The organism is Sorangium sp. So ce362 (assembly GCF_051519845.1).
Lineage (GTDB): Bacteria > Myxococcota_A > Polyangia > Polyangiales > Polyangiaceae > Sorangium.
In genome coordinates this window covers 9,103,357-9,126,694 of the sequence record NZ_CP150332.1, presented here as the reverse complement: position 1 = coordinate 9,126,694, position 23,338 = coordinate 9,103,357, and the positions used below count along the sequence as shown (strand labels likewise).

General features: G+C 69.7%; 20 protein-coding genes and 1 pseudogene. 10 read left to right on the top strand and 11 right to left on the bottom strand.

Annotated features, from left to right (window positions below; all coding sequences use genetic code 11):
- Window positions 1-7 precede the first annotated feature (7 nt).
- The gene (locus WMF17_RS35100) at window positions 8-583 is read left to right on the top strand and encodes a TetR/AcrR family transcriptional regulator (protein ID WP_437597699.1); all 576 of its coding nucleotides are present in this window, start codon (window positions 8-10) and stop codon (window positions 581-583) included.
- Between the two features lie 38 nt (window positions 584-621).
- Here the strand turns inward: WMF17_RS35100 and WMF17_RS35095 are convergent, their stop codons facing one another.
- A complete protein-coding gene (locus tag WMF17_RS35095; RefSeq protein WP_437597698.1) occupies window positions 622-1,212 on the bottom strand; it encodes an NmrA family NAD(P)-binding protein in 591 nt (196 codons plus the stop codon).
- Window positions 1,213-1,757: 545 nt separating this feature from the next.
- Here WMF17_RS35095 and WMF17_RS35090 point away from each other — a divergent pair.
- A complete protein-coding gene (locus tag WMF17_RS35090; RefSeq protein WP_437597696.1) occupies window positions 1,758-2,831 on the top strand; it encodes a protein-glutamine glutaminase family protein in 1,074 nt (357 codons plus the stop codon).
- Window positions 2,832-3,036: 205 nt separating this feature from the next.
- Window positions 3,037-3,672 (top strand): hypothetical protein, encoded by a 636-nt coding sequence (locus WMF17_RS35085; RefSeq protein WP_437645365.1) that lies wholly within the window; start codon window positions 3,037-3,039, stop codon window positions 3,670-3,672.
- 33 nt (window positions 3,673-3,705) lie between these two features.
- Here the strand turns inward: WMF17_RS35085 and WMF17_RS35080 are convergent, their stop codons facing one another.
- The 3 genes from WMF17_RS35080 to WMF17_RS35070 all read right to left on the bottom strand — a co-directional run bounded on the left by WMF17_RS35080 (window position 3,706) and on the right by WMF17_RS35070 (window position 9,450).
- Window positions 3,706-5,307 (bottom strand): reverse transcriptase family protein, encoded by a 1,602-nt coding sequence (locus WMF17_RS35080; RefSeq protein ID WP_437645363.1) that lies wholly within the window; start codon window positions 5,305-5,307, stop codon window positions 3,706-3,708.
- Between the two features lie 286 nt (window positions 5,308-5,593).
- Entirely contained in the window at window positions 5,594-7,744 is a 2,151-nt protein-coding gene (locus WMF17_RS35075; RefSeq protein ID WP_437645361.1) for an SWIM zinc finger family protein, read from the bottom strand.
- Window positions 7,741-9,450 carry a hypothetical protein gene (locus tag WMF17_RS35070; RefSeq protein WP_437645359.1) on the bottom strand — a complete coding sequence of 570 codons (1,710 nt, stop codon included), beginning with the start codon at window positions 9,448-9,450 and terminating at the stop codon, window positions 7,741-7,743. Before WMF17_RS35070 ends, WMF17_RS35075 begins: the two co-directional genes overlap by 4 nt.
- Before the next feature lie 667 nt (window positions 9,451-10,117).
- Between WMF17_RS35070 and WMF17_RS35065 the strand changes: the two genes are divergently transcribed.
- The 5 genes and pseudogenes from WMF17_RS35065 to WMF17_RS35045 form a co-directional block, all read left to right on the top strand.
- Window positions 10,118-11,122 (top strand): hypothetical protein, encoded by a 1,005-nt coding sequence (locus tag WMF17_RS35065; protein WP_437597691.1) that lies wholly within the window; start codon window positions 10,118-10,120, stop codon window positions 11,120-11,122.
- A gap of 96 nt (window positions 11,123-11,218) precedes the next feature.
- The gene (locus tag WMF17_RS35060) at window positions 11,219-11,536 is read left to right on the top strand and encodes a helix-turn-helix domain-containing protein (RefSeq protein WP_437645357.1); all 318 of its coding nucleotides are present in this window, start codon (window positions 11,219-11,221) and stop codon (window positions 11,534-11,536) included.
- Window positions 11,537-11,740: 204 nt separating this feature from the next.
- A complete protein-coding gene (locus WMF17_RS35055; protein WP_437597688.1) occupies window positions 11,741-12,457 on the top strand; it encodes a PD-(D/E)XK nuclease family protein in 717 nt (238 codons plus the stop codon).
- The gene (locus WMF17_RS35050; protein ID WP_437597687.1) at window positions 12,454-13,041 is read left to right on the top strand and encodes a hypothetical protein; all 588 of its coding nucleotides are present in this window, start codon (window positions 12,454-12,456) and stop codon (window positions 13,039-13,041) included. Before WMF17_RS35055 ends, WMF17_RS35050 begins: the two co-directional genes overlap by 4 nt.
- A 21-nt stretch (window positions 13,042-13,062) precedes the next feature.
- Window positions 13,063-13,302: pseudogene (locus WMF17_RS35045) on the top strand (transposase zinc-binding domain-containing protein); the annotation flags it as partial.
- Between the two features lie 223 nt (window positions 13,303-13,525).
- Here the strand turns inward: WMF17_RS35045 and WMF17_RS35040 are convergent.
- The 3 genes from WMF17_RS35040 to WMF17_RS35030 form a co-directional block, all read right to left on the bottom strand.
- Window positions 13,526-13,954, bottom strand: coding sequence for a hemerythrin domain-containing protein (locus WMF17_RS35040; protein WP_437645355.1), 429 nt, complete (start codon window positions 13,952-13,954; stop codon window positions 13,526-13,528).
- A complete protein-coding gene (locus WMF17_RS35035) occupies window positions 13,951-14,418 on the bottom strand; it encodes a hypothetical protein (protein WP_437597684.1) in 468 nt (155 codons plus the stop codon). The genes WMF17_RS35040 and WMF17_RS35035 overlap by 4 nt, the downstream gene beginning before the upstream one ends.
- A 96-nt stretch (window positions 14,419-14,514) precedes the next feature.
- The gene (locus tag WMF17_RS35030; protein WP_437597682.1) at window positions 14,515-15,498 is read right to left on the bottom strand and encodes a sigma-54 interaction domain-containing protein; all 984 of its coding nucleotides are present in this window, start codon (window positions 15,496-15,498) and stop codon (window positions 14,515-14,517) included.
- Between the two features lie 130 nt (window positions 15,499-15,628).
- Here WMF17_RS35030 and ric point away from each other — a divergent pair, with 130 nt between their 5' ends.
- Window positions 15,629-16,333 (top strand): iron-sulfur cluster repair di-iron protein, encoded by a 705-nt coding sequence (gene ric, locus WMF17_RS35025; RefSeq protein WP_437645353.1) that lies wholly within the window; start codon window positions 15,629-15,631, stop codon window positions 16,331-16,333.
- A gap of 319 nt (window positions 16,334-16,652) precedes the next feature.
- On the opposite strand, the gene WMF17_RS35020 is transcribed toward ric, so the two are convergent.
- Window positions 16,653-17,729, bottom strand: coding sequence for a formylglycine-generating enzyme family protein (locus WMF17_RS35020; RefSeq protein ID WP_437645351.1), 1,077 nt, complete (start codon window positions 17,727-17,729; stop codon window positions 16,653-16,655).
- 272 nt (window positions 17,730-18,001) lie between these two features.
- Between WMF17_RS35020 and WMF17_RS35015 the strand changes: the two genes are divergently transcribed.
- Window positions 18,002-19,228, top strand: a complete 1,227-nt coding sequence (locus WMF17_RS35015) for an RtcB family protein (protein WP_437597678.1) — start codon at window positions 18,002-18,004, stop codon at window positions 19,226-19,228.
- A gap of 24 nt (window positions 19,229-19,252) precedes the next feature.
- On the opposite strand, the gene WMF17_RS35010 is transcribed toward WMF17_RS35015, so the two are convergent.
- From WMF17_RS35010 to WMF17_RS35000, 3 genes are all read right to left on the bottom strand, one after another.
- Window positions 19,253-21,079, bottom strand: coding sequence for a discoidin domain-containing protein (locus WMF17_RS35010; RefSeq protein WP_437645349.1), 1,827 nt, complete (start codon window positions 21,077-21,079; stop codon window positions 19,253-19,255).
- 173 nt (window positions 21,080-21,252) lie between these two features.
- Window positions 21,253-21,462 carry a hypothetical protein gene (locus tag WMF17_RS35005; RefSeq protein WP_437645348.1) on the bottom strand — a complete coding sequence of 70 codons (210 nt, stop codon included), beginning with the start codon at window positions 21,460-21,462 and terminating at the stop codon, window positions 21,253-21,255.
- Window positions 21,463-22,203: 741 nt separating this feature from the next.
- On the bottom strand, window positions 22,204-23,292 hold the full coding sequence (locus tag WMF17_RS35000; RefSeq protein ID WP_437645346.1) for a glucuronyl esterase domain-containing protein: 1,089 nt from the start codon (window positions 23,290-23,292) through the stop codon (window positions 22,204-22,206).
- Window positions 23,293-23,338 lie beyond the last annotated feature (46 nt).

Genomic DNA, 23,338 nt, shown 5'->3' with positions numbered 1-23,338 from the left:
AGGCGCGATGAGCGCGACGAGGGCGGGGACCGCCGCGCCGGCGCGCCGGGCTCGGCGCCACGACCCGGGGCGCAGGGACCGGCTTGTGGCGACGGCGCTCGACGTGATCGCCGAGCAGGGGGTCGCCGGCGCCTCGCACCGTTCCATTGCCCGGGCCGCCGACGTGCCGCTCGGCTCGACGACGTATCATTTCGCCTCGATCGACGAGCTCCTCGCCGCGGCGTTCAGCCGTCATGCGGAGACCGTGGCGTCCTGTTTCGAGGAGCGGATGCGCGCCGCCTGCGACCGCGCGGCCGCGGTCGAGCTCCTGGTCGAGCACCTCACCGCGGACCTGCTCGGCTCGCCGCGCGACCTCGTGCTCAGCGTCGAGCTCTACGTCGCTGCCGCCCGGAGGCCCGCGCTGCGCGCCGTCACCCAGGCCTGGATGCTGCGGAGCCGACGCGCGCTGGAGCTCCACTTCGACCCGGTGACGGCGCGGGAGCTCGACGCGCTGATCGAGGGCCTCGTGCTGCACAGCGCGCTGTCCACGGATCCGATGACGGCCGGGCAGATCCGGCACGCCATCCACCGCTTCACCCGCTGATTTGCTGGTGCCTCACCCGGCGCCGTCGCCCCCGTGCCTCAGGTGTCGAGCAAGGTCCAGTCCTGCTCCGCCGCCCACGCCGAGAACGAATGCCACCCGACCTCGGGGTAATCGCGCCGGAGCCGGACGATGTCGGCCGTGAAGCCGGCGCGCTCGTACCATGCGAACATCGTGGCCATGGCCTCGCTGCCGGCGCGCACGGCAGCGAGCGGGAGCTCGACGTACTGGATCTTCTTGCCGGACGCGCGGGTGATCGCCTCCGCTGCGTCGAGCGCGCAGACCTCGTCCGAGGCGATGTCGATTCGCGCGCCGAGGAACGGCTCGCGCTGCTCGAGGACCAGGGCGGTGAACCGGGCGACGTCGGCGACCGCGATCTGCTGGAGCGTCCGCGTCCCTGACATGGCGATGAGGAGCCTGCCCTCGCGGAGGCCGGGCAGGAGAAAGACGCGCCGGAAGTTCTCCATGAAGAACGCCGGGCCGAGGATGGTGAAGGGGACATCCAGCGAGCGCAGGTGCCCCTCCACCTGGAACTTGCTGTCGAAGAGCGGCACGCCGGTGCCACGATCGGCGCTCGCGACGGAGGAGTAGACGAGGTGTCCGACGCTGGCGGCCCTGGCGGCGTCGAGCACCGCGCGCGTCCTGCCCGCGCTCTGCGATCAACGACGCTGGACGAGCCTGTTCCTCTCCTTCAGCAAGAGTGCGGGAGAGCCATCCTTCCTGTCGCTCTACAGAGGGGATGCCTCAGGGGGTCCACCACACCTGACGGCTCGTTCCGACGCACGCGACGGCCGATCCGAGGGCCATGACGCACCGCTCCGACGGGGGTGACGGTCCGTACGCGGCGCTCGCGGTACCGGGCGACGTCCTGGATCTTTCGAGGTCCGGTGCGATTCGAGCGAAGGACGACCGACCTCGCCGGCATTCACCAGGTAACAGCCGAGCCGTGGCGCAGGATCGCGTCGGGCCCCGAGATCCAGACGGCTGGAGTCGTCGGGGCAGCGTCATTTTCCAGTCTGCAGGGGCCTTCAGGGGCTGCTGGGCCATACATCGTGCGACCCGATAGGCTCCGAGCGCGGCTGTTCATCCTCGAGACGCTTCGTGTCTCGCACGCAGGGAGAGCCGATCCATGAGACAGTCGTATCTTGCTTTGACGAAGTTTGCTTGTGTCGCGGCAGTGGCGCTTGCCTCCGCGGCCTGCGGCAGCGGCGACGGCGCCCACCCCGATCCGGATCTCGACATCGACAGCTCCGACAACGGGGTCCTGCTGCAACACGCGGACGCCGAGGCGAGCGGGAGCTGCCAGCTGCCCGACGGTCCACGCACGGTGCATCAGATGAAGGGTCCGCCCGGGAGCCTGCAAGGCGGCTGCGTCCCCACGTGGACCCAGGAGCAGCTGAACGACGGGTTCACCGAGATCCGCGACCGGCGGATGATCATCTTGCCAGAGGATCCCGATTTCGATCGGCGGATCCCCTGGCTCGCGGCCGACAACGGGTGCGAGGACCGGGCCGAGGCAGCGAGCTATTACTTGAAGAGCTGGAACTACCCGACGCCCTACTATGCCAGGGTCCTGGTGAAGCTGCCCAAGCGGCTCATCCTCAGGACGGACAACGAGCCGGGCGGACAGGTGCGCTGGGTTCATCACGTCGCGCCCGTGGTCCGCGTCGATGGACGGCTCATGATCCTCGACCCTGCCGTCGAGCCGAAGGCGCCTCTCCCGATCGACGAGTGGCTCCCCCGGTTCAGCGTCGCCGGAGAGTTCGACGTGGCGTTGTGCCGCGACCACGCCGTCGGGGACGGGTGCTTCGACGCCGCGCCCGTGGAGCCGTCGCCGCCCCAGATCGGGTCCAACGCCGGATTGCACATGCGGCTGACGGCCGAATGGGGAGTTCAGGAGATCCTCGGACGTGATCCGTACCGGGTCCTCGGCGACTGCCCGACGTGGGTCGAATGCGAAGCCGAGCCCACGCCCGATGAGAACCGCCCGCCGACCATCCGGCATTTCAGGACGGACCGGCTGGAGAGCTCGGTCTTCTTCCCCATCTACGTCATCGGGGACAACTTCGTCGAAGGCGTGACGACCGTGCGCGTCACAGGAAACGGCGTCGACGAGAGCGTCCCTATCGAATCTTACACCCTGCGCAGCCTCTTGCTCGCATACGGGTATGACCCCGGCGAGTATCAGGTGACGGCGGCCAACGGAGCGCACGTCAGCCAGCCCGTGGTCCTGACGATCTCCGAGTTCTGACCAGGCACGTGCACCTCGCCTCGTGCACACGCCGGCGCCTCGCCCTCAGGCAGCGCAGCGCAGCAGGTCCCGGCGTCGCGGCGCGCAGACAGCAGCATCGCGACGGCCGCGCCAGGGCAGAAATGACGGCGGCCCTGCGTAGGGAAGGGTGGTTCTGCCGGTGGGCGGAGCTCAATCCTTATTCCTTCGAGGGGAGCGCGTAACCATGCGATCGACGTTCTGGGCTTGTGTGGTGGGGATGTGCCTTTCGTGCGGCCTCTCGGGGCTGGGCTGCGGTGGCGACGATGACGGGGCGACGCCGGGCGGCCCGGCGGGGTCGGAGGAGGGCGGGGGAGATGGCGAGGCGTCCTGCTCCGGACTCTACACGTCGGCCCTCGTCAGCGAGCTCTCGCCGGCGGAGGTCGAGCAGGCGTGCAGGGGATATCGCCGCTGCAGCGCCGAGAGGCTGACCCCGGAGCACCTGTGTCGCATGAGGGGCGTGCTCGGCGCGATGTACGGGGACGAGCCCGGGACGGACGACGCCGGGCTGCGGGCGCGCTGTTCCGAGCGCTTCGAGGCGTGCATGGCCGATACGGATCAGGTGGAATCGATGATCGAGCAGGCCATCGCGACGGTCGAGGCGGAGCCCTGCGGGACGCCGACGCAGTGCACGGCCACGATCGCCGAGATCGACGCGTGCGCCGTCGAATTTCGCGCGTACTCGTACAACGTGCTCCCCGAGTGCAGCGCGCTCACCATGGACTTCTACGAGCAGACCGACCGGGGTGCCTATTTGCTCGAGGGGCCCTGCGGCAAGCTCAGCATTGGCTGCTTCCCGCTCTTCGCGACGTCGAGGGAGTAGCTCGAGTGACCGGCAGCCCCGCGTCCGACCCCCTCACCCCGTGAGCGCGTCGAGGGCCGACAGCAGGGGCGCGGCCCTCTCGCGGTCGATCATCTGCACGTACGCGATCCTGCCCCGCAGGTGCGCCTCGAAGTCCGGCACGCCGCGCCGGTTCTGGGCGGCGAGGCCGGTCTTCTTCGCCCCGTGGAGGATCGCGCGCAGGCGGCGCACCTCCTCGCGCGGCGCCGAGGGCTTGTCGTTGACAACGACGCCCGTCACCACCTGCCGCCCGCCCGCGCGCTGGATTCGGCCCTTCTCCGGGTGGATGGCGAAGCCCTCCTCCTCGACGATATGACGGACGCGGGCGAGCAGCATCGCGATGTCGCCGCGCTTGCCCGGGGGCGCCGAGAAGGTGAGGTCGTCCGCGTAACGCGTGTAGGTGAAGCCCGCGCGGGCGCACATGCCGGCGAGGCGCCGATCGAGCTTCCGCGCGATCTGGTTCGAGAGGGCCGGGCTCGTGCAGGCGCCCTGCGGCAGCGCGCGATCGCCGACCGCGACCCAGAAGCGCTGGCCGTCGTACTCGACCGGGCGCCGCGGCGGCTCGGTGCAGAGCAGGGCGAGGAGCGTGGCCACCGCCGGGGAGTAGCCGAGCCGATGGAAGACGCCGCGCACCCGCGGGAACGTGATGGTCGGGAAGAACTCGGACAGGTCGAGGTTGACGACCACGTCACGACGCGTGTGCGGGCGCGCGTTGGTGACCGTGGAGCGCCCCTTCACGAAGCCGTGCGCGGGCTCCTCGACGGGCAGCTTCTCCAGGATCTCGCGCAGGACCCACGCCTGCGCAGCCGCCAGAGAGGCGTGGGGCGCCGCGAGCTGCCTCGTCCCGCCCGAGCGCTTCGGGACGTCGAAGTACACGTAGTGAGGGCGCTCGACGGCCTCGCCATGAAAGGAGAGCCAGCGCAGGCGGGGGACGGCGACGCCGAGGGCGCGGGCGAGGTCGGCCGGGGTGGACAGCACGGGCAAACCGCGCTCGACGAGCGATTCGACGAGCGAGCGCCGGTCGGCGAGGCCCGCCGAGACGTCGGGGCCGAGGTAAATGATGTCCTCGGCCCGGCGGCGCGCCACCGCCTCGGCGCGCTGCCGCTTGCGCTCGGCGCTCAGGCGCCGCTTCTCCTCCCTGCGGGCGAGCTTCTCGCGCTTGAGCTGCTCGATCGCCTCGTCGGCCGAGCGCGCCGCGGCGGCGCCGGCGAGCCGCGCGGCGTCCTGGTGGGTGAGCCACAGATCGCCGACGCGGTGGATCTCGGCGATCTGCGCCTCGGTGAGCAGGCCGCGCAGGATGAGGCCCCGATCGATGAGCGCGGTGCGCTCGTCGCTCTGCGGCGGGATCGTGTCCACGCGGCCGATCCAGGCCGTCCTGTACGGGTTGATCTCGAGCGCGCGCCTGCGCAGCTCGCCTGCGGAGAGGCCGAGGATCCCGCGGGCGTCGTACGGGTCCGCGCGCCGCGGCGTCGCGCCCGCCGCCGCGGCGCGGGGCTGCCCGGCGCGGGCGGCCGGCCGCACGGCGGCCTGCTCGGCCGCGGGCCCGGCCGGCGCTCGCTCGCCCGGCTCGGCCCCGCCCAGGCCGAGCATCGTCTTCAGCTTGTCCCAGAAGCCCATTCGAACGTTCCGCTGGCCAGCCCCCGGTCCAGCCCTCCAAGGAAGCCCGTCCGCCCGACTACTTGCTCGTGACCACGCCCGATCACCCAGGCGCCGGGCACCTGTGCGGTTCCAGGACCGTCAGGTCCCTCTGGGTGGAACCGCACAGGTGCTAAAGGCGCCCAAAGAACATCGGGGGTGGGGATGCATGGAAGAACAACCTCCACCACGGCGGAGCGCCGCAGCATGTTGGGCTCGATCGGACGGACCTCCTTGCAGGACTGGACACTCGGGTCTTGTGTGAACCTCACTTCGTCGATCGCCTGGCGACGAGCCACGCGAGGCCCACCACCGCGGCGGGGCTCGCCTTGAACTGATCGGCGACGCGCCGGATCTCGGCCAGCACGGCCGCGTGGACCGCCAGCGTCCTCACGACCGGCGCGTGGAGCTCGCGCGCGCGGAGCGCCCGCTCCGCCTCCGGCCCGCCGAGCGCGAGGGCCTCGGCCCAGGAGCGGCAGCCCTGGATGCGCTCGAACGCGAGGTCCCACGACGCCTCGACGACCTCCGCGAGGCCCGCCCGCCGGGCGGCCGCGGCGCGCTCGATCTCACCGAGGAGCTCCGCGGGGAACGGCACCGCCTCGCCGCGCGGGGCGGCCGTCGTCGCCCGCGGGCCGCCCGTCGCCCGCGGGCCGCCCGGCGCGGCCTCCGCCGGCCGCGGCGGCTCCGGCGAGGGCCCCGCGTCACCGCGGCCGGACAGGTGGAGCTTGATCGCGAGCAGGTGCCGGCACGGGCCGGCGCGCAGCCGGTTCTTGTAGAAGTACGAGCAGCTGCACTTCGCCTTCTTGATCGCACCGTCGGTGTCGAGGAGCAGCTCGCAGCTCGTCGCCTCGGCCCTCGCCACGACGACGCGGCGGCCGCCGGAGAGGGCCTCGTCCCGCGCGATCTCCACGCCGCCCCGGGCGATGCGGCGGCCCTCCGCGAGCTCCGGGGGCTCGGGGCCGAGGAGCGCGTCGGAGAGGGCGACCGGCATCACCGGGCGGCAGCGATAACACTCCGCGGCGTGGTCGTAAACCACCTGCCCCTGCTTCGCGGCGAGGTGCAGCGCGCCGCGAAGCGCGTCGTCCGGCGCGCCCAGCGACACGGCGAGCTCGCCGGGAGACGCGCGCCGGACCCTCTCCAGGTGGCGCACGACCCGGTCCGCCAGCTGCGCGTCCGGGGTGAAGGCGTCCGCCATGACGTCGAGGTGGGAGCCCGAGGTCCAGTCGTTCGCCGTCCAGCCCGAGAGCGCGAGGGTGAAGCGCATCTCGCCCATGGTGACGATCCACAGGCTCGGCAGCCCGGAGCCGAGCAGCCGCACCTCGATGCGGTCGGCGAGCGGCAGGAGCCGCGCGAGCGCGGAGAGACGGCGCCTCCCCCACACCTTGATCTCCTCGGTCGCCCCCGCGCCCCTCGGCGCAGCGGAGCGGTACGGGCCGGACCCACCCGCGCCCTGCCGGGGCCCCGCGGCCACGGGAACGTCGTCGCAGGTGACGCCGCGGCACGGGATGGAGACGCCCCAGGGGTCGAGCACGAGGATCGGCGCCTTGCCCGGCGTGAGCAGGAAGCGCAGGCTGCGCGGGCCCGCGCGCTCGCGGTGCCGATCGAGGTGCGCGAGGAGCGAGTAGGCCGCCTCCACGGGGACGTCGACCTTGCGGCTCGGGAGGCACATCGCCGCCTGGAGCTGGCCGAAGCCGCGCAACCACGAGGGCGGGAGGTCGATCTTCTCCTCGCGGTAGTCGCCGCGGCCGTCGACCGCGACCTCGAAGCCGGTCGGATCGACGAGGAGCCGCGTCGGCCGGTAGCTGCGGAGCGTCTGGAAGTGCTCGTGGAGCGCGAGCGAGTAGTCGACGTTCGTCGTGCCGAGGCCGGCGTCCTGCGCGCCCCGGAAGGCGTCGCGATCGACCGAGAGGCAGCCGTAGCTCGACTCGTCCTTGGAGAAACACTCGAAGAAGACGACATCGGGCGCGACGGTCACGACCGGATCGCAGGGGACGAGGTGGCGGAAGAGCTCCGGGTCGCTCCGCGCGAGCTCCGTCGCCCAGCGGACGCGCGCGCCCCAGTAGACCTTGTGCATCGCCCGGAAGTCGGCCTCGAGGTTCGGCGGCAGCGGCACCTTCGCGAGGCGCGCGAGCTCGGCCTTCATGGCCTCGCCATGGATCTCCTGGCGGAGCCGGGCCTCGCGCTCGGCCTCCTGCTGCTTCCACGCCTCGTGGGCGGAGCGATCCCTCGGCCTGCGCCGCAGGTCGCCCACGACGACGTCGTGCAGCGCGCTGATCGCCTCGCGGAAGCGCACCGGCCGCGCGAGCTCGCCGTCGAAGAAGACCCTGGGGCGCGCGAGGTTGGGCGCGAAGCTGAGGGCGGCGCCGCCGCCGAGCTCCTTGACGCCGCTCTTGCCGAGGTAGCGGAGATCGAAGCTCACGCCGCGTCCTCCCCCGCGAACAGCCGGAGCTCGGGGAGCCTGCGCGCGATGGCGTCACGGAGCGCGGGGGCGCGGAACGCGGCGCGGGCGAGGGCGCCGAGGGCGGCGCGCCGCTCGGGCGGGCGCACGCTGCGGAGCGCGACGCCGAGCAGCGGCAAGAGCGCGTCGGCCTCGCCAGGCCGGGCGACCACGCGGTCCGCGATCTGCCTGACGACCGCGCGCTTGTCGCGCGCGCCGCCGTGGACGGCGAGCAGCGCGGCCGCCCACACGTGCCGCAGCGCCTCGGGCGCGAGGGCCGCCTTGCGCGCGGTGAGGTGCCGGATCAGGAAGGCGCGGGCGTCGGCGTGGGGCGTCTCGGCCAGCGCGGCCCACAGGCCTGTGTCGTCGCGGAAGCGGGGGGCGGCCTCGAGGAGCTCGAGCGCGCGGGCGCGGACGTCCTCGTGGCGGGAGTCCAGGAGATCGCGCACGTGCTCGGCCCGGCCGTGGGGCGAGCGCCCGAGCACCTCGAGGAGCCACGCGACCGCTTCCTCCCGGACGCGGGGGGCGCCTGCGGTCGCGAGGCGCGCGATCGTGTCGAGATCGGCGGCGGTCTCGACGGGCTTCGTCCTCGCCCAGCGCAGGCCGAGCTCCGCGACCGGCGCGGCGCGCGCGCGGGCGAGGTCCACGCACTCGGCGAGCGAGAGCCGCGCCGGCGAGACGTGCTCGACCACCGCCTCGCAGAGGAAGGCGAGCGCCGCGGCGTTCTCGGTCCGGAGCAGCGAGAGCCAGTCCGCGATCGGCAGGCTCCCGAGGCCCGGGATGTGCCGGAGCAGGCCGGCGGCGAGCGTCTGGACCTCGTCGTGCGGGCTCTCGAGGAGCGCGCGCACACGAGCGAGGGGCAGGCCGCGCAGCTCGGCGGCGTAGGCGTGGCCGAGGAGCCCGACGGCGAACGCCCGGACCGTGCGGCTCCTCGCGGCCGTGACCAGGCCGAGCACCTCTTCGAAGGCGCCCTGCCACGCCTCGGGGTAGAGCGGCGCGGGCTCGAGATCGGCGAGGGCGGCGCCCTCGGCGAGGCGAACGCCGCGCGGGAGGCGATCGAGGGCGGGCGAGCCCCAGTAGAGCGCGTGGAGCAGCCCCCAGGCGTCGAGCAGGCGCTCGGGCCTGTCGAGGTGCTCGTCGCGGTAGAGCGCGAGCGCAGCGCGGATCGCGTTGCCGTAGCGGGCGGCGTCGCGCCGGCCGAGCCGCCTGAAGTAGCGGAACGCCCGGCGCCGCAGGTAGTGGCGCGTCCGCACCGAGAAGCGCGGCGACGCGACGTCGCCCGGGGGGAGGCGGCCGGGCGCGAGGGTGTCGTTCACGAGGCAGGGCTCGTCGCGGGACGTCCTGGTCTGCCAGTCGTAGCGGGGCACCTTGACCAGCTTGCGGCGAACGAGGCGGTCGAAGGCGACCATGAAATGGCCGACGACCTCGTCGTCTCCTGCCTGCTCGGCGAGTTTGTAAAGGACCTTGACGATCGCGCGGTGGTGCGGCCGGTCGCAGCCGTCGTCGATGTAGCGGAGCAGCGCGCGCCGCGCGAACGGGCGCCGGTCCGCGTACCAGCGCGGGGCGAGCGCCTTCAGCTTGCGGCCCGCCTCCGACACGAGCACCTCGTCGACGAACCGGTCGTCGCCTGCCTCGAAGTGCTCGTCGAGGAGGAGCGTCGACGCTGCCTGCGATCGCGCGGCGCTCATGCGCGGCGGATGCTACGAAACCGGCGCCGAGCCGGTCAAGCCGGGCGCCGCCGCGGGGCGCCGCCACAACGCCGGCCGGCTGCGGCTACGCCGGCCGGCTGCGGCTCTCGGTAGGCCGCGCCAGCCCTTCGGCGAACGCCCGCGCGGAGATGTAGGGCACACACGCCCGGCCGGCCCAAAAGAGGGTGTTCCAGAGGCGACGACCAACGCCGGCGCTCGTGACGAGGCCGCGGAGAGGTCACGACCCATCACGGAGGATCTTTTCGGCCCGGGAACAGGTCCCGATCAAAAGAAATGGATCATTTCATACAAATGAGTTGGTCTCGACCAGGCCATCGGCTCAAGCGGAGCCTTCGCGCCTGGTCGAGACCACGCGGGGGCATCGAAACGAGCGCCCGGCAGGGCCTCCACGTCCTCCCGCGCATCTGCGATGCGTGTACTCGGCCGAGGGCTTGACGTCATGGCGAATGATCCGCCTCGAATCGAGCCGTATCGCCGCGCAACGAGTCACCCCGCGACGAAGCCGCGAGCCTCGCGGACGGCCACCTGCGCGCCAAGCACCTCATCCCAGGATGACGTCGTATCGCTCAACACGTCTGAATAGCGGTCGGGCTCAGCCTGCGCTATTCACGCCGCGGGGGGAAAACCTCGCTTCCTGGAGAACCTCATGATCGAGAAGAGCACCCAGTCCATGCATACCCACCCTCGTCGTCCGTCACGCGCTGCCTGGCCGCGCGTCGGCGCGGCGCTGTTGCTCCTCGGAGCCGTCGGCGCCGCCGCCTGCACCTCCGGCGTCGCCGTGGAGGAGGAGCCCCTCGGGGAGGCGCTCCTGCTCGGGACTTACGATCTGTCGAGCAGCTACACGGGCACCATCGGGGACACCCGCGGTTGGCTCATCGAGTGGGAGGTCCCCGCGCTCCTGAACGAGTCCACGGCCTGGACCGTGGTGGGCCAGTGGTACTACAACCTCGAGTCCGGCATCTACCACAGCCCGGACGGGTGGTTCGTCTACTACTTCGGCGATGACAACGGGGTCACGGGGAACCACTCGAGCTGCAATAACCAGTGGGGCTCGGGGGGCACCTGCGGCGGCTCGCTCGGCGACCTGGAGCCCGGGCAGCAGGTCGTCTTCAAGTACGAGTGGTGCACGCCCGAGCGCGTCGCGAGCGTGACCGGCACCCAGCTCTGTCTCTATGTCGACATGAAGGACGGCGACGGCTGGCAGTTCCTCGCCCAGGACGAGCGCACCACCGTCGAGATGTACACGCACGACGTCGAGCATTTCCGCGACGTCGGCACGCAGTACACCGAGCCGCAGATCTCCTGCTCGGCGCCCATCAAGATGGTTCGCCAGCAGCTGAAGACGACCGCGGGCGTCTGGCAGAACATGTCGGGCGCGAGCACCTGGTCGTTCCACGACGAGCCTCCTTACGTCTACCAGAACAAGAATCTCAGCGCGTCGCCGTCGACCTGGGAGGCCTGCAAGACCTGCAACAGCTTGCCCGCGTGGGCGTCGGGGCAGGTGTACACGCCTTCGACCCTGGTCACCAACGGCGGCCGCATCTGGTTGGCGAACCAGCAGATCTGGTGGTCGGACCCGGTCTGCTCGCCCAGCAGCCCGGCCGCCTGGTGCCCGGCCGCGTGGACCGACCTCGGCGCCTGCAACTACTGATCGCGGCACCCGCTCCCCACGACGCGCACCGGAGGCCACCGCCAGGAGCTTGCCTGTCGTCCCGGCTTCCAGCGCGCGTGGTCCCGTCGAGGGGCGATGGCCGCGGCCTCCATCCTCCCCGTCAATAACGCCAGACCGAGCTCGACAGTCGATGCTCGAGGAGCTGCGTCCGAGCGGCTTGCGCTCGATGTCCTCGAGTGCCCAGCCTGCAAGGGCAGGGCAGCGGAGATCAGCGCGGGCTTTCTGCAGCGCGTCGAGAGGGGCACGACGAACGTCGGGGTCGGGGTCCTGGTCCGGCTCGCCGACGCGGTCGCCGTCGAGCCCGGCGTCCTGCTGCGCCGCGCCACGCTGCCCGGGGTGACGCGCGGGAGGCCGCCGCGCAGCCCGCGGGCGAAGCGACAGCCGTCGGGGTAGGCAGGCAGCCGCCATGTGCTGACCCCCTCGCCCTGGCTCCAGCGTCCGTGCGGCGTTACGCGAAGCGCTCGGCGTTGACTGTTGATCCGGCGCGCGCGTAACCTGTCCGCATCGCAGGCCGGTCGGTCGCTACAAGCCATGGCCACCTATAACATCGGGCGGTCCAGCGGCCCGTGGAGAGCACAGAAAGGAGGATCGAGGTAGATGACAATCTTCGTGTCGGCGTCTGAAGCAGACGAGCCCCGGCTCGCCGGCCTCGCCGGGGAATGGCGCGCCGCCGTGGCAAGGGAGCAGGAGAACCGCGTGGCGCAGGTTGCCGTGTGGGATGCAAAGCTCGCCGAGATCCACACCGAGCAAGAGGCGCTCCTGAGGGGTGGCCACTGGATAGGCGGACCGGACGACCTCCTGAGCATCCTCGGGCAGAGCCGGCAGGAGCTGTATCACTCTACGCTGCTGGCATGGCTGCTCGATCCCCAGGGTCGACATGGCTTCGGCTCTGGCTTCCTCGAGGCGTTGCTCCGCCGCTGCACAGCCGATCCGCCGGCCGAGCTGAGCCGCGCCCGGTCCGCGCGCGAGGTGAGCCGGGGCAATGCCCGCGCCGATGTCGTCGTCGCTGGGCCTGGACTCTGCCTCGTGATCGAGAACAAGGTCGATGCCCGTGAGCAGCCCAAGCAATGCGATCGCCTTTACGAGAGTTTCGGTCGAGAGCCAGGTGCGCTGTTCATCTTCCTGTCGCCATCCGGACGAGCGCCCGTGACAGCCACGGGCGACGCGCGGGAGGCGTTCAAGCCGATGAGCTACGCCGATATCGCGGCGATGCTCCGCGACGCGCTCGCCTCGGCGCCGGGCAAGGACGCGACGGCGCATGGGCGCGAGGCCGCCTCCAACTATCTCGTCACCCTGGAGAGGGAGTTTCAATGAACCGCATCGACGATCCGCGTGCCGTCTTCTACCTCCGGCATCAGGCGCTCATCGAGGAGTGGGCCGCCCTCCGCGAGTCCGCCGCCGACCTCACGCACGGGTTTCTATGCTCGTGCGCAGATGGGATCGCCGATCTTGCCTCCGAGCTCTCTCCAGACGTTGACGTTTACAAATTTCTGGAGGAAGACGAAGACTGGCCGAAGATCCTGCTGGTCTTGCCAGGATGGTTCGCGTCGCGCGAGGGCGAGCGCGTCCCCAGGGTCGGGATCGGCCTGGAGTGGAACAAGTCGCGACATTTGAACTTCACGACCTCTCCTGCTTGCGCGTACACAGGCATATGGGTGGATTTCGACATCGACGGCGGCAAGGAGCTGTCGAGGAAGCTTTGTGCGGCCTTCGGAGAGGCCGGCCTCCTCAAGAAGCACAAGCTCGCCTCCAGCGCTTGGTGGCCCGCATACCGCTACGAGACCGCGACAGGCGAATACTGGAAGGATCTCGCACCCTACCGCGAACACCTCGTCGCGTCAGTGCGGTCCCACTGGACGGAGTTCGAGGCCCGGGTCCGGGAAGTGCTGGCGGCCTGAGCGTCCAGCGCGACGAACGGGCTGAAACCGCCTGAAAAGCGCAGAGCTTCGAATCGGCCAAGGCCGGGGCGCCGCGGCAGGCGCCTGCTGCGCGGGCTGCGCTGCCGCGGGTTCGCACGGCTGCGGTGTGAGAGCTGCGACGAGAGCCAGCTGGTCGCCTTCCGCTGTAAAGGACGTGGTTTCTGCCCGTCGTGCCTTGGCCGACGCATGTGCGCCACGGCGGCAAACCTGATCGAGGACGTGCTGCCCGAGGTCGCGCTGAGGCACTCGGTCATCCTCCGACGCGCGCGGGTCGGTCAGGTGCTCGAGCACGCCGTCGGGCGGATGATACGTCACCTCCGCCGGCACGCTTCGCGCCGATCTGCGTCTGAAATCGCCGGTTCCCGACCGATACGCTCGGCGAGCGCCGTGAAGAAGCGAACGCGCTGGTGGCATTCGAGCAGCAGGCCGATGAGCCCGTCTTGCCGTGGACGAGAGCCGAGGGTCACGAGCAGGATGAATCCTCCTTGGGCCCTCGGCGCGCGACCTCGTCGAGGATCTCGTCGGCGAGGAGCGACTCGCACACGGGAAACAAGTCCCGCTCTTCGAAGCGCACGTGCTCGGCGAGCTCTGCTCCGAACGCCCGAGCGGCGCTCGCGTCGCCCGCCGACGCCGACGTGGCCGCGCGTCGCAGGCGGGCGTGGTCGCGTTCAACGCGTTCGCAGAGGTCGAGCCGGCCCGCGGCGCGCAGCGCGGGCAGGAGGACCTGCTCCTCCGCGAGAAAGTGAGGCTCGAGCTGCCGATCGAACTGCTCGCGGAGGCGTGCGCCGTCCGACGTCGACCAGGCGTCGAGTTGCCGCTCGATGGCGCGGGCGAGGACGAGGGCGTGGTGATGCTCGGAGGACAGACCGCGGAGCCGCCGATCGCGCTTCATGACGGCTCCGGTCCCCGCAGCGCGCCGCCGTCGTCGTCCCAGCGCGTGAGCTCCACGGCGATCGCCACGATCTCGGACGGCGACCTCGAGGGCGCGGCCACGTTCGCCGCTGTGCCTGCCAGACCTGCCGAGGCCAGCAACGCCTTCACGATGCTGCCGAGGTGATGACCGTTGTCCGGCGCGTCGGGTTGGCCTCCGGCCCATACAGCCAGCGCGCCCCTGCCCCGGACCTCCTCCTCGAACGCGCGAACCGCCTCATGCAGGCGTGCGATCGCTCCTCGGGGCGCGAGCGACGCGAGGTACGGAGTCGGACACTCGTAGCTGACCATTCCGGAGCAGGGCCCGCATTCGTCGAGGAGGCTCTGGCTCTGCTCGACGACGTCGAGCGGGACCGCGTAGGTCTCCGGGCACGCGGGACACGACACCTCGAGCGACAGGTGGTGGGCAAACTGGGTCGAGAGCATGGGCGACTCCTTTCACGGGATGCTTTCACGGGACGCTTTCACCGGATGCTTTCATCCGGATGCTTTCATCCGGACGCTGGAGCAGGAGACGTGCCATCAGCTCGCGCTGTACTCGCGCAGCTTGCGCCAGAGCGTGTTGCGCCCGACCCCCAGCACGCGCGCGGCTTCCGCTTGAGCGCCGCCACAAGCATCGAGGACGCGGAGGATGTGCTCTCGCTCGACCTCCGCGAGCGACCGGAGCGCGACGGGCGCGCGAGGTGGGGGCGGCGCCGTGAGCAGCTCCTCCGGGAGGTCCTCGGCGTCGATCGACTCGCCGGTCGCGAGCGCCGCGCCGTGCTTCACGGCGTTCTGCAGCTCGCGCACGTTGCCCGGCCAGGGGTGGCGAAGGAGCACGGCTTTCGCGGCGTCGGTGAAGCCATGCGCCCTGGTGCGCTCCTCGCCCAGCATGCGGCGCGCGAGCGGGAGGATGTCGTCTCGCCGCTCACGGAGGGGCGGAACCTGCACGGAGAGAACCTTGAGGCGGTAGTAGAGATCTTCCCGGAAGGTCCCCCCTCGCACGCGCTGCAGGAGATCTCTGTGCGTTGCGCAGACGATGCGGACGTCGCTCTCGAAGGCCTGGTTCTCGCCGACGCGCCGGATCTCGCCGTCCTGCAGAGCGCGCAGCAGCTTGGCCTGCAGCGGCAGAGGCAGCTCGGCCACCTCGTCGAGGAAGAGCGTTCCCTTGCTCGCCGCCTCGAACAGCCCGCGCCGAATTTGCGTGGCGCCGGTGAAGGCTCCCTTGCCGTGCCCGAAGAGCTCGGACTCGAGGAGCTCGGCCGGCAAGGCCGCGACGTTGACCGGAACGAAGGGGCCGGACGCGCGCGGTGAGTTCGCGTGCAGCATCCGCGCGACGACCTCCTTGCCGGTCCCCGTCTCGCCAAGGACAGCGACCGGCGCCTCGCTCATCGCGAAGCGCGCCACCCGTCGAAACACGGTCTGCATCGCGGCGCTGCGGGCGACCACGTCGGTCGCCCCGGAGAGGCGCGGCGCGAGCGGGATCAGGCCGCAAACCTCGCAGCTCTGCGGGCACGTGTGTTCCATGTGTTCCATTCTGGAACGCACCACGGCAAGAGGCAAGGCAGCCAGCGATTTCGAGAGCGAATCAACGCGGATTCGCGGGCGATGGAGCGCCGGCACGGGCCCTGCTTGTACGGACGACAGGAGGTCCACCGTGCTGAGCCCAACCCAACCCGTCGCCAACATCGTCCTTGATCACTCCGAGTGCGCCCAGGTCTTCCAGCAGCATCGCATCGACTTCTGCTGCCGCGGAGAGCTCAGCCTCGAGCAAGCCGCCAAGGAGCGCGGAGTCGAGCTCACCGCGCTGCTGGGGCAGCTCGAGCGCGCCATCGCGGAACGGCGAGGCGACACGCCGGGCACGATGCGCGAAGCCTCGACGCCCGCTCTCATCGACCACATCGTCGGCAAGCACCACGCGTATCTGCGAACGGCGCTGCCCTTCGTGCGACCGCTCGCGGCGAAGGTCGCGCGGGTTCACGGGGAGCACAACCCGAAGTTGCGCGTCCTCGACGGCGCCGTGGGCGAGCTCTCGGAGACCCTGCTCGCGCACCTCGACGACGAGGAGGCGAACCTGTTTCCGGCGCTCCGTTCGGCGGGCACCGACGTCGACCCGGAAACAACACGGGCCCTCGCCGCGATGCGCGACGAGCACCTCGGGGTGGCCAAGCTCCTCGAGACCCTCCGTGATGCGAGCGACGATTTCGCGCTCCCCGACTGGGCCTGCGGCAGTTATCGCGCGCTGTTCGGCGAGCTTCAGGCGATCGAGCGGGACGTCTTTCAGCACGTTCACCTCGAGAACCACGTCCTCGCGCCGCGCTTCGGTCACGGTCGGGACGCTGTTGACGCTCAGGCTGGCTGAGGGTCCGCCGAGCAGGCCGCCTCCACCATTTTCGATCGCGACCGCGATCAGGACGGCCACATCCTCATCGTGTTCATCTGGAACACGCCGACCTCGCCTGCCGCGGGCCGGCTCCTGTTCGTCGGCCAGCTGAAGGGCACCACCGTCTCGGACCGGATCGAGCTGGGCACGATCGTCTTCTGATCGCGCGCCGGCCAGACACCGGCTGGAGGTGGCGCGGGGCTTGAGCGAGGAGGGCGACGACGATCCCGGGCTGCTCGCGGCCGCCGACGCCCAGCCCGACGAGGCCCTCCGCCGCGAGGCGCGCGGCGGCTGAGCCTCACTTGATGGTTCGGACGAGACGGAAGCCGACGCCTCGGGCCACCGAATCCGACGCTGGGTAATTCTGGCTGGCGACTCGCAGCATATACCGCGAGCCCGCAACGTTGCCGCCTCGGGCCACGCGGAGATCCGGCGCGTCGGTCCTCAGGGCGATCTCCGTGGCAGGGTTCGTCACTGGACACTCGACCTCGCGAAAGACGGGTCGATCGCTGGTCCATTCGACGACGTTGCCGAGCATGTCGAACAAGAGCCAGCGGTTGGGCCGCTTCGTCCCCACGGGGTGCGTACGCCCTCCCGCGTTCACGTCATACCATGCGATGGGCTCGAGGCTCGGCTCGGGGTCGTAGCGCGCATCCGGATTCGTTCCGGTGATGTCACCTCCGTAGTATGCCGTCCTCGTTCCCGCGCGCGCGGCGTACTCCCATTCTGCCTCCGTTGGCAGGCGATAGCCCTCGCACTCGTAGACGCTCGTCGCGTCGCCCGTGAGATCCACGCGACCGCAACTCACGCCACGGCCCAGCTCGCCTTGACATTCGGAGAGCTCGAAGCAGGGCGCGAGCGGCGGCTCGTGACGTGCGGAGAGCAGGTTCGCGAAGAGCAGGGCTTCGAACCACGTCGCATAGCGAAGCGGGCACTCGTCGTCCTTGCAGGTCACCGGACCTTCCCGCACCTTCTCCGGCTTCTCTGGCATGACGCTGACGAGCGCCGACCACTGCTTGCGCGTCAGCTCGAACTGCCCGATCTCGAACCCGCGCTCGAGCGTGACCGCCCTTGGAATCTCGGTGTGTTCACCACGCCAGAGCTCGCTCTCCGGCGAGCCCATGATGAAGCAGCCCGGCGGAATGCGACACCAACCATTCGCGCACTCGGCCACCACCGCCGGATGCCGACACACGGATCCATCGGCGGAGGCGGCTTCCCAGCCAGCCACCTCCGGACCGGCCGGATCCATGTTGCTGGCCGGCACGACGGAGGGCTCCTGGCGCTCCGCCTCGGGCTGGCAGCCGAGGGGTACGATCAGGAGAGCCCAGAGAGCGACACCGATCGCGCACGTCATCGAACCGCTTGTATTCATGGCTCGTCGCTTACCACGAAGTCCAGCGTCGGGCCGAGCATTCCGAGGACCACGGCGGTCTTGCGTGTCATATAATTTTATCTAACCGTTTTATACACACATCTAATCCGCAGCGCCAGCGGCCCGCGATCGCCTGGATTTCGAGTGGCACGCGCCGTGCGACACGCAGCGACGACGGAAACGACGGAGACCGACAGAGACCGACGGACCCCATCGTGAACGAGCGTCGCGGCGCGGGCCGGACGGCTCGACCCCTCACCGGAGATCTTGCCATGGAGCGAAGCTACAACGTCATCCCCACGGACTCGGGCGTGCCCATCAAGGCGTGGACGGTCGGCGTGCCGTTCGAGCCCGCCGCGGAGGCGCAGCTCAAGAACCTCGCCGCGCTGCCGTTCATCCACAAGTGGATCGCCGTGATGCCCGACGCGCACCAGGGCATCGGCGCGACCGTGGGGAGCGTGGTCGCGACGAGCGGCGCGGTCATCCCGGCGGCGGTGGGCGTCGACATCGGCTGCGGGATGATGGCGGCGCGCACGAGCCTCTCCGCGTCGCGGCTGCCGGACGCGCTGCGCGGGCTCCGGACGGCCATCGAGGGCGCCGTGCCGCACGGCCGCACCGACAACGGCGGGAAGAACGACCGCGGCGCGTGGCGCTCGCCGCCCCCCGCCCAGGTCGCGGCGTGGGCCGAGCTCGAGCCGCGGTACCGGCAGATCGTCGAGAAGCACCCGCGCATCGGGCGCGGCTATGCCATCGAGCACCTCGGCACGCTCGGGACCGGCAACCACTTCATCGAGCTCTGCCTCGACGAGGAGGACCGCGTCTGGGTCATGCTGCACAGCGGGTCGCGCGGCGTCGGCAACCGGGTCGGGAGCTACTTCATCGAGCTCGCCAGGCAGGAGATGAGGCGCTTCTTCATCAACCTGCCCGACGACGACCTCGCGTACCTGCCGGACGGGACGAGGCACTTCCACGACTACATGCAGGCCGTGTCGTGGGCGCAGGACTTCGCGGCGGTGAACCGCGAGCTGATGATGGCGCAGGTGATCGAGGCGCTCCGTGGCTCGGGCGAGCTGCCGCCCTTCGACGCGACCGTGGAGGCGGTGAACTGCCACCACAACTACGTGGCGCGCGAGCACCACTACGGGAAGGACGTCCTCGTGACCCGCAAGGGCGCCGTCCGCGCGCAGGCGGGCGATCTCGGGATCATCCCGGGCAGCATGGGCGCGCGCTCGTTCATCGTCCGCGGGCTCGGCAACCCGGAGAGCTTCTGCAGCTCGAGCCACGGCGCGGGCCGCGTCATGTCGCGGGGCGAGGCGCGCCGCCGCTTCTCCGTGGCGGACCACGAGGCCGCGACCGCAGGCGTCGAGTGCCGCAAGGACGAGGACGTGATCGACGAGACGCCGGCGGCTTACAAGCCGATCGACGACGTGATGCGGGCGCAGAAGGATCTCGTCGAGATCGTCCACACCCTGCGGCAGGTCGTCTGCGTGAAGGGGTGAGCCGCGCGCCCCGGCGCGGGGCGGCTAGGGCGCGCCCGCGTGCGTCAGCGCCTCCCAGCCGATGTGGTTGCCGACCCGGGTGGAAGCGCTGCTCATCGCCCTGGCGCGCGTGATGAGCTCCTGGGTCTTCGGCATGCTGATCCCGCGCCGGTTGCGGAATTCGTTGTACCCGATCTCCCAGCCCATGACCGCCGAGCCGCCGCCGGCGGTCTTGGCGAAGCTGCTGCATGGCCAGTTCCGCGCCGGCATCCAGCCCGTGGGCGTCACCTCGACGCCGACCCGATTGCCCGTATTGTCGAGGTACTGCAGCACGTAATCGGCGTTCAGCTCGAGCGCCTCCCGCAGGCGGTTCTCGTGATGAACCGGGTCGTCGCTGTAGGCGCTGCGAGCATCGCCCTGGATGCGAAGGGTCTCTGCCATGTTCGCCAGCGAGCTGATGCCCATCTGCATGTGCCCGAGGTCGCGGCAGGTCTCCTGCTCCAGGCCGGCGATGTAGCGCGTCGGGTTGGTCCAGATCCCCGCGAGCTGGCCCTTCGCGTCGTTTGTGTAGCGCGGCTGGCCCTGGTAGATCGGATAGAGCGGCTGGCGGCCGTCGCTCGGCATGTAGATCATGGCCTTGGTCGAGTGCTCCACCTGGCTCACGGCGTACTCGTACTTCTCGCGATCGTTCGTGAAGATCGCGATGCCGAGCGCCGTCTCGTTCATCACGGAGGTCCGGTTCCCGGCGCCCGTCCAGCCGTCTTTCACCAGGCCCCAGTAGACGGTCTTGAAGTGATTCTCTTGCAGCGCCGTGTCCTCGGCCGTCCAGCCGCTGTACGTGTAACGCAAGATCTCCGCGGCCCGCAGGAAGTTGGTGCCCGCCCAGCCAGCGGCGAAGTGGCCGTTGGCGTAGACCTGACCGTTGTTGTCCGAAAAGCGGGGCTGATCGAACAGAACGGCGGTCAGCGTGCGCGCCCAGGCGTCGAGGATGCGCCTCGCGTTCTCGGCATACTGTGCGTCGCCGCTGTAGTGCCAGAGCAGCGCCTGCGTATAGGCGGCGTTCGCGTCGTTGACGATCTCGCTGCAGCCCGCTTGCTCGTAGCCCAGATCGAGGGCTTTTTGCTTCGAGCCAGGCGTGGAGCACTTCACGACCGGCACCGGGCTGGCGACGTAGTTCCGCTTTGCGTGCCTCGAGCCCCTGGCGAGCTGGTACTCCTTGCTCCAGGGCTGCTGGCCGCTGCCGATCTTCGCCTTGACGAAATCCAGTTGCTCCTTGCTGACCAGGATGCCCGGATGGACGAAGGCGCCGGCGGGGGCCGCGCTGGCGGAGATCTGGAGCTCCGTCACGCTGGCGTAGTCGTTCACGGTATTCCCGTTGACCGTGAGGCGGACGTACCGCGCGTCGACGGCCTGGAGCTCGACAGGCTGGAGCGAGGTGCTGGGCAGGCTCTTCCCCGCGAAGAGCGGCGAGAATTCTCGGCCGTCCGTGGACGTCGAGAGCGCGTAATCGTAGATGCGCCCATCGACCCCGCCGTTGTACCAGCCCAGAGAGATGCCGCAGATACGCTGCGTCGCGCCCAGGTCTGCCGTCACGTAGGCGCCCTTGCCGCGGCCCGACCACCGGGTGGCCGGGCTGCCATCGGCGACGTTCGCCGCCGGGTTCTCGGCTTGCGCGACGCTGGCGACGAGGCTCGTCGGCGTGAGACGGACCGTGCAGCCAGGCGCCGCGAGCGACGATTGCCGCTGGTCACCGACGTGATCGCTGTCCGTCGCGGCGCCCTCGTCAGCGCCCGTATCGGCGCCCACGACGCAGCCCGCGAGAACGGCCGTCAGGGCGACACACAGCGTGGGAACGGTAGTGCGTAAGCTCAAGGAGGTCTCCTTTCGGTGGATCATTTCACGCGCATCCGGGAGGGAGCGTGTGCGATGGCGCCACCAAGCAAGATCAAAGCTATCAAGGAGATGAGATACGGTATTGCCCGGCGTTGTCAAGCCTGCGCCGGGGAGCCTGCTTCAGGTTGAGAGCTCGTTGCTTTGCTTGTGGTTTAATTTGCCTCCCTCCTCGAAAAAGGATGTGCGTCGGTGTCATGTCCGCCCACCGAACGGGCTGCTTTCCACCTCTTCGACCGCTGCGTGAAGATCGGCGTCCCCACCAGCGACACGACCCCTGCCGCCGCGAACGCGTACCAGATCTCGTACGGCCGATACGTCTCCCAGAGCAGCCGCGTGGCCTCGACGGCGTCGATGTTCAGCACCTCCTGCAGCTTCCTGAGCGCCTCCCGCCGCGAGACCCTCGACCCATGAACGAGGCGTCACGACGCTCGCGGTCCCGCCACTTCGGTTTGCCGCGCCACACTTCCTCGCGCTGCGATCCGGCTTCTTTTGCTTACGCGCACCGTCTCCGAGGTTTCCCGATGCCGGCACACCCGCGGCGCTCGGGTGGTCACCTTCGAGCCGTCCAACATGGTGAACGGGTCGTGGTGCCGGACGCGGACGACGTGTTGCCAGCCGACGAAGAGCCGCTGGTCGGGCCGCCGGAGCTGGTGGTGGTCATCCTCATCCGTCGTGATGCCGCCATCGCTGGGGCCGCACGCGACGAACAGAGGGAGGAGGGCGGTCAGGGGGAGAGGTTGGGTCGGAGCGACATCCTGGGACGCCCGTTCCCAGCGGACGGCGGTTCGATCACGCCTATCGCTGGGAATCGCATCGCTGGCGTGGGCAGACTTCAGCCCAGCCGCAAAGTTACATCATGCATGCAGCCGATGTAATCTGTCCTGCTCGGTTCTGGGACCGCCTCGCGCCAAGTAGCGCTTGTGGAGCATCCGATGAGGCGACATTTTTCGAGCAAGGCTTCTCTCGTCGCGATCTCGCAGCGTCTGGTCGTCTGCTCGTCGCCGGCGAGCGAGCCGGGCCTGGACGGCGAATGACCGACGCCCGGGAATTACGCCGAATGGAGGGCAAGGCCAGAACGGCCTTCATGCCCCCCAAGGGCATCACTACTGCAGCACTGTCTCCATATCCCAGTCAATCCACATGCTTTTCCATTCGCTGACCGGCTGTTGAACGCCATCGTCCAGGATGTTCATCACGTCCGTGTTTGCGCTGGCATTGCCGTCGAATGCTCGCTTGAACATTTCGCCTGCAATGGCGGTTTGAGAGCCCGATGCGCCGCAGTGGTTTGCGCTGTACATCTGAAAAGCCATGCGCTCTGGAACACCGAGCGCTTTCCATACCGGTTTTGCGGCCCATGCGGAGAGCGCCTCACAGGTTCCCCCCAGGTGACACCATGCGTCCTTGCCATTGGCATTCGTGAAGTGCACCAGATGCCGTGGAGCGATAGTCGCCAGGAGCAAATGCGTATCAAAGGGGAGGTTGTATACCTTCGAGGGGTCGTTTCGGAGCCAGCGGGCCGCGCCGGTCACCCAGGGGCCGCAGATGCCGCTGTCTTCGAGGTTGTCGATGCTCTGAGGTTTGGCATCTCGGCACTGCCAAGTAGCACCACCCTCGCCGTGCCTGAACCACTCTGCCTGACGCAAGTTGGCTACACCACCACCGCCCGATTCCACGATGACAACCACCGGTACACGACTGAAGACACCCGCCAGGTAAGCACCTTTTCCACACCCGGAGCATCCCGACACCATCATCTTTGTGGGATCATGCCCGCCGCCCGGGTTCTGCTCCAACACGTCCATCACCCGGTCGATCATCCATCCGTTGGCGATGTTGGTGTTGATCTCGGACAGGCCGAAGAGATTTCTGATCTTGCCTTCAAAGCCGCTTCCAAACGACAGCGTCTTGCTGCCTGATGGAAAGATCCCGCCCGACAGCTTGAGCGCGATCACATCGCCGGATCCGCTGATGCTCGCCGAGAAGCTCTCTGTTTTTCCACCTGCCTTGGCAGTGATTGAAACGGTACCTCCGGATACGGTTCCGGTCACCTCATCCGGTTCGGGGGGGACTGGACCGTAGAGGTACTTGGCTGCCATCGCCAGGATTTCCTTGCGGCGGCACTCCCACTGCTCTTTGGTCGTGACCTTCGTTCCGTCGAAGAAGGTGAACGGATCCGGGAGTTTCCGGTTCACCTCGGTCAGACCACTCGGTTCAGGCAAAGTGGGCAGGGTACACGTG

Excerpts from the sequence above, each read along its gene's own strand:
- WMF17_RS35100 (WP_437597699.1), top strand. The coding sequence starts at position 8 with ATGAGCGCGACGAGGGCGGGGACCGCCGCGCCGGCGCGCCGGGCTCGG.
- WMF17_RS35085 (WP_437645365.1), top strand. The coding sequence starts at position 3,037 with ATGCGATCGACGTTCTGGGCTTGTGTGGTGGGGATGTGCCTTTCGTGC.
- WMF17_RS35080 (WP_437645363.1), bottom strand. The coding sequence starts at position 5,307 with ATGGGCTTCTGGGACAAGCTGAAGACGATGCTCGGCCTGGGCGGGGCC.
- WMF17_RS35070 (WP_437645359.1), bottom strand. The coding sequence starts at position 9,450 with ATGAGCGCCGCGCGATCGCAGGCAGCGTCGACGCTCCTCCTCGACGAG.
- WMF17_RS35065 (WP_437597691.1), top strand. The coding sequence starts at position 10,118 with ATGATCGAGAAGAGCACCCAGTCCATGCATACCCACCCTCGTCGTCCG.
- WMF17_RS35060 (WP_437645357.1), top strand. The coding sequence starts at position 11,219 with ATGGCCGCGGCCTCCATCCTCCCCGTCAATAACGCCAGACCGAGCTCG.
- WMF17_RS35055 (WP_437597688.1), top strand. The coding sequence starts at position 11,741 with ATGACAATCTTCGTGTCGGCGTCTGAAGCAGACGAGCCCCGGCTCGCC.
- WMF17_RS35050 (WP_437597687.1), top strand. The coding sequence starts at position 12,454 with ATGAACCGCATCGACGATCCGCGTGCCGTCTTCTACCTCCGGCATCAG.
- WMF17_RS35040 (WP_437645355.1), bottom strand. The coding sequence starts at position 13,954 with ATGAAGCGCGATCGGCGGCTCCGCGGTCTGTCCTCCGAGCATCACCAC.
- WMF17_RS35035 (WP_437597684.1), bottom strand. The coding sequence starts at position 14,418 with ATGCTCTCGACCCAGTTTGCCCACCACCTGTCGCTCGAGGTGTCGTGT.
- WMF17_RS35030 (WP_437597682.1), bottom strand. The coding sequence starts at position 15,498 with ATGGAACACACGTGCCCGCAGAGCTGCGAGGTTTGCGGCCTGATCCCG.
- WMF17_RS35020 (WP_437645351.1), bottom strand. The coding sequence starts at position 17,729 with ATGAATACAAGCGGTTCGATGACGTGCGCGATCGGTGTCGCTCTCTGG.
- WMF17_RS35015 (WP_437597678.1), top strand. The coding sequence starts at position 18,002 with ATGGAGCGAAGCTACAACGTCATCCCCACGGACTCGGGCGTGCCCATC.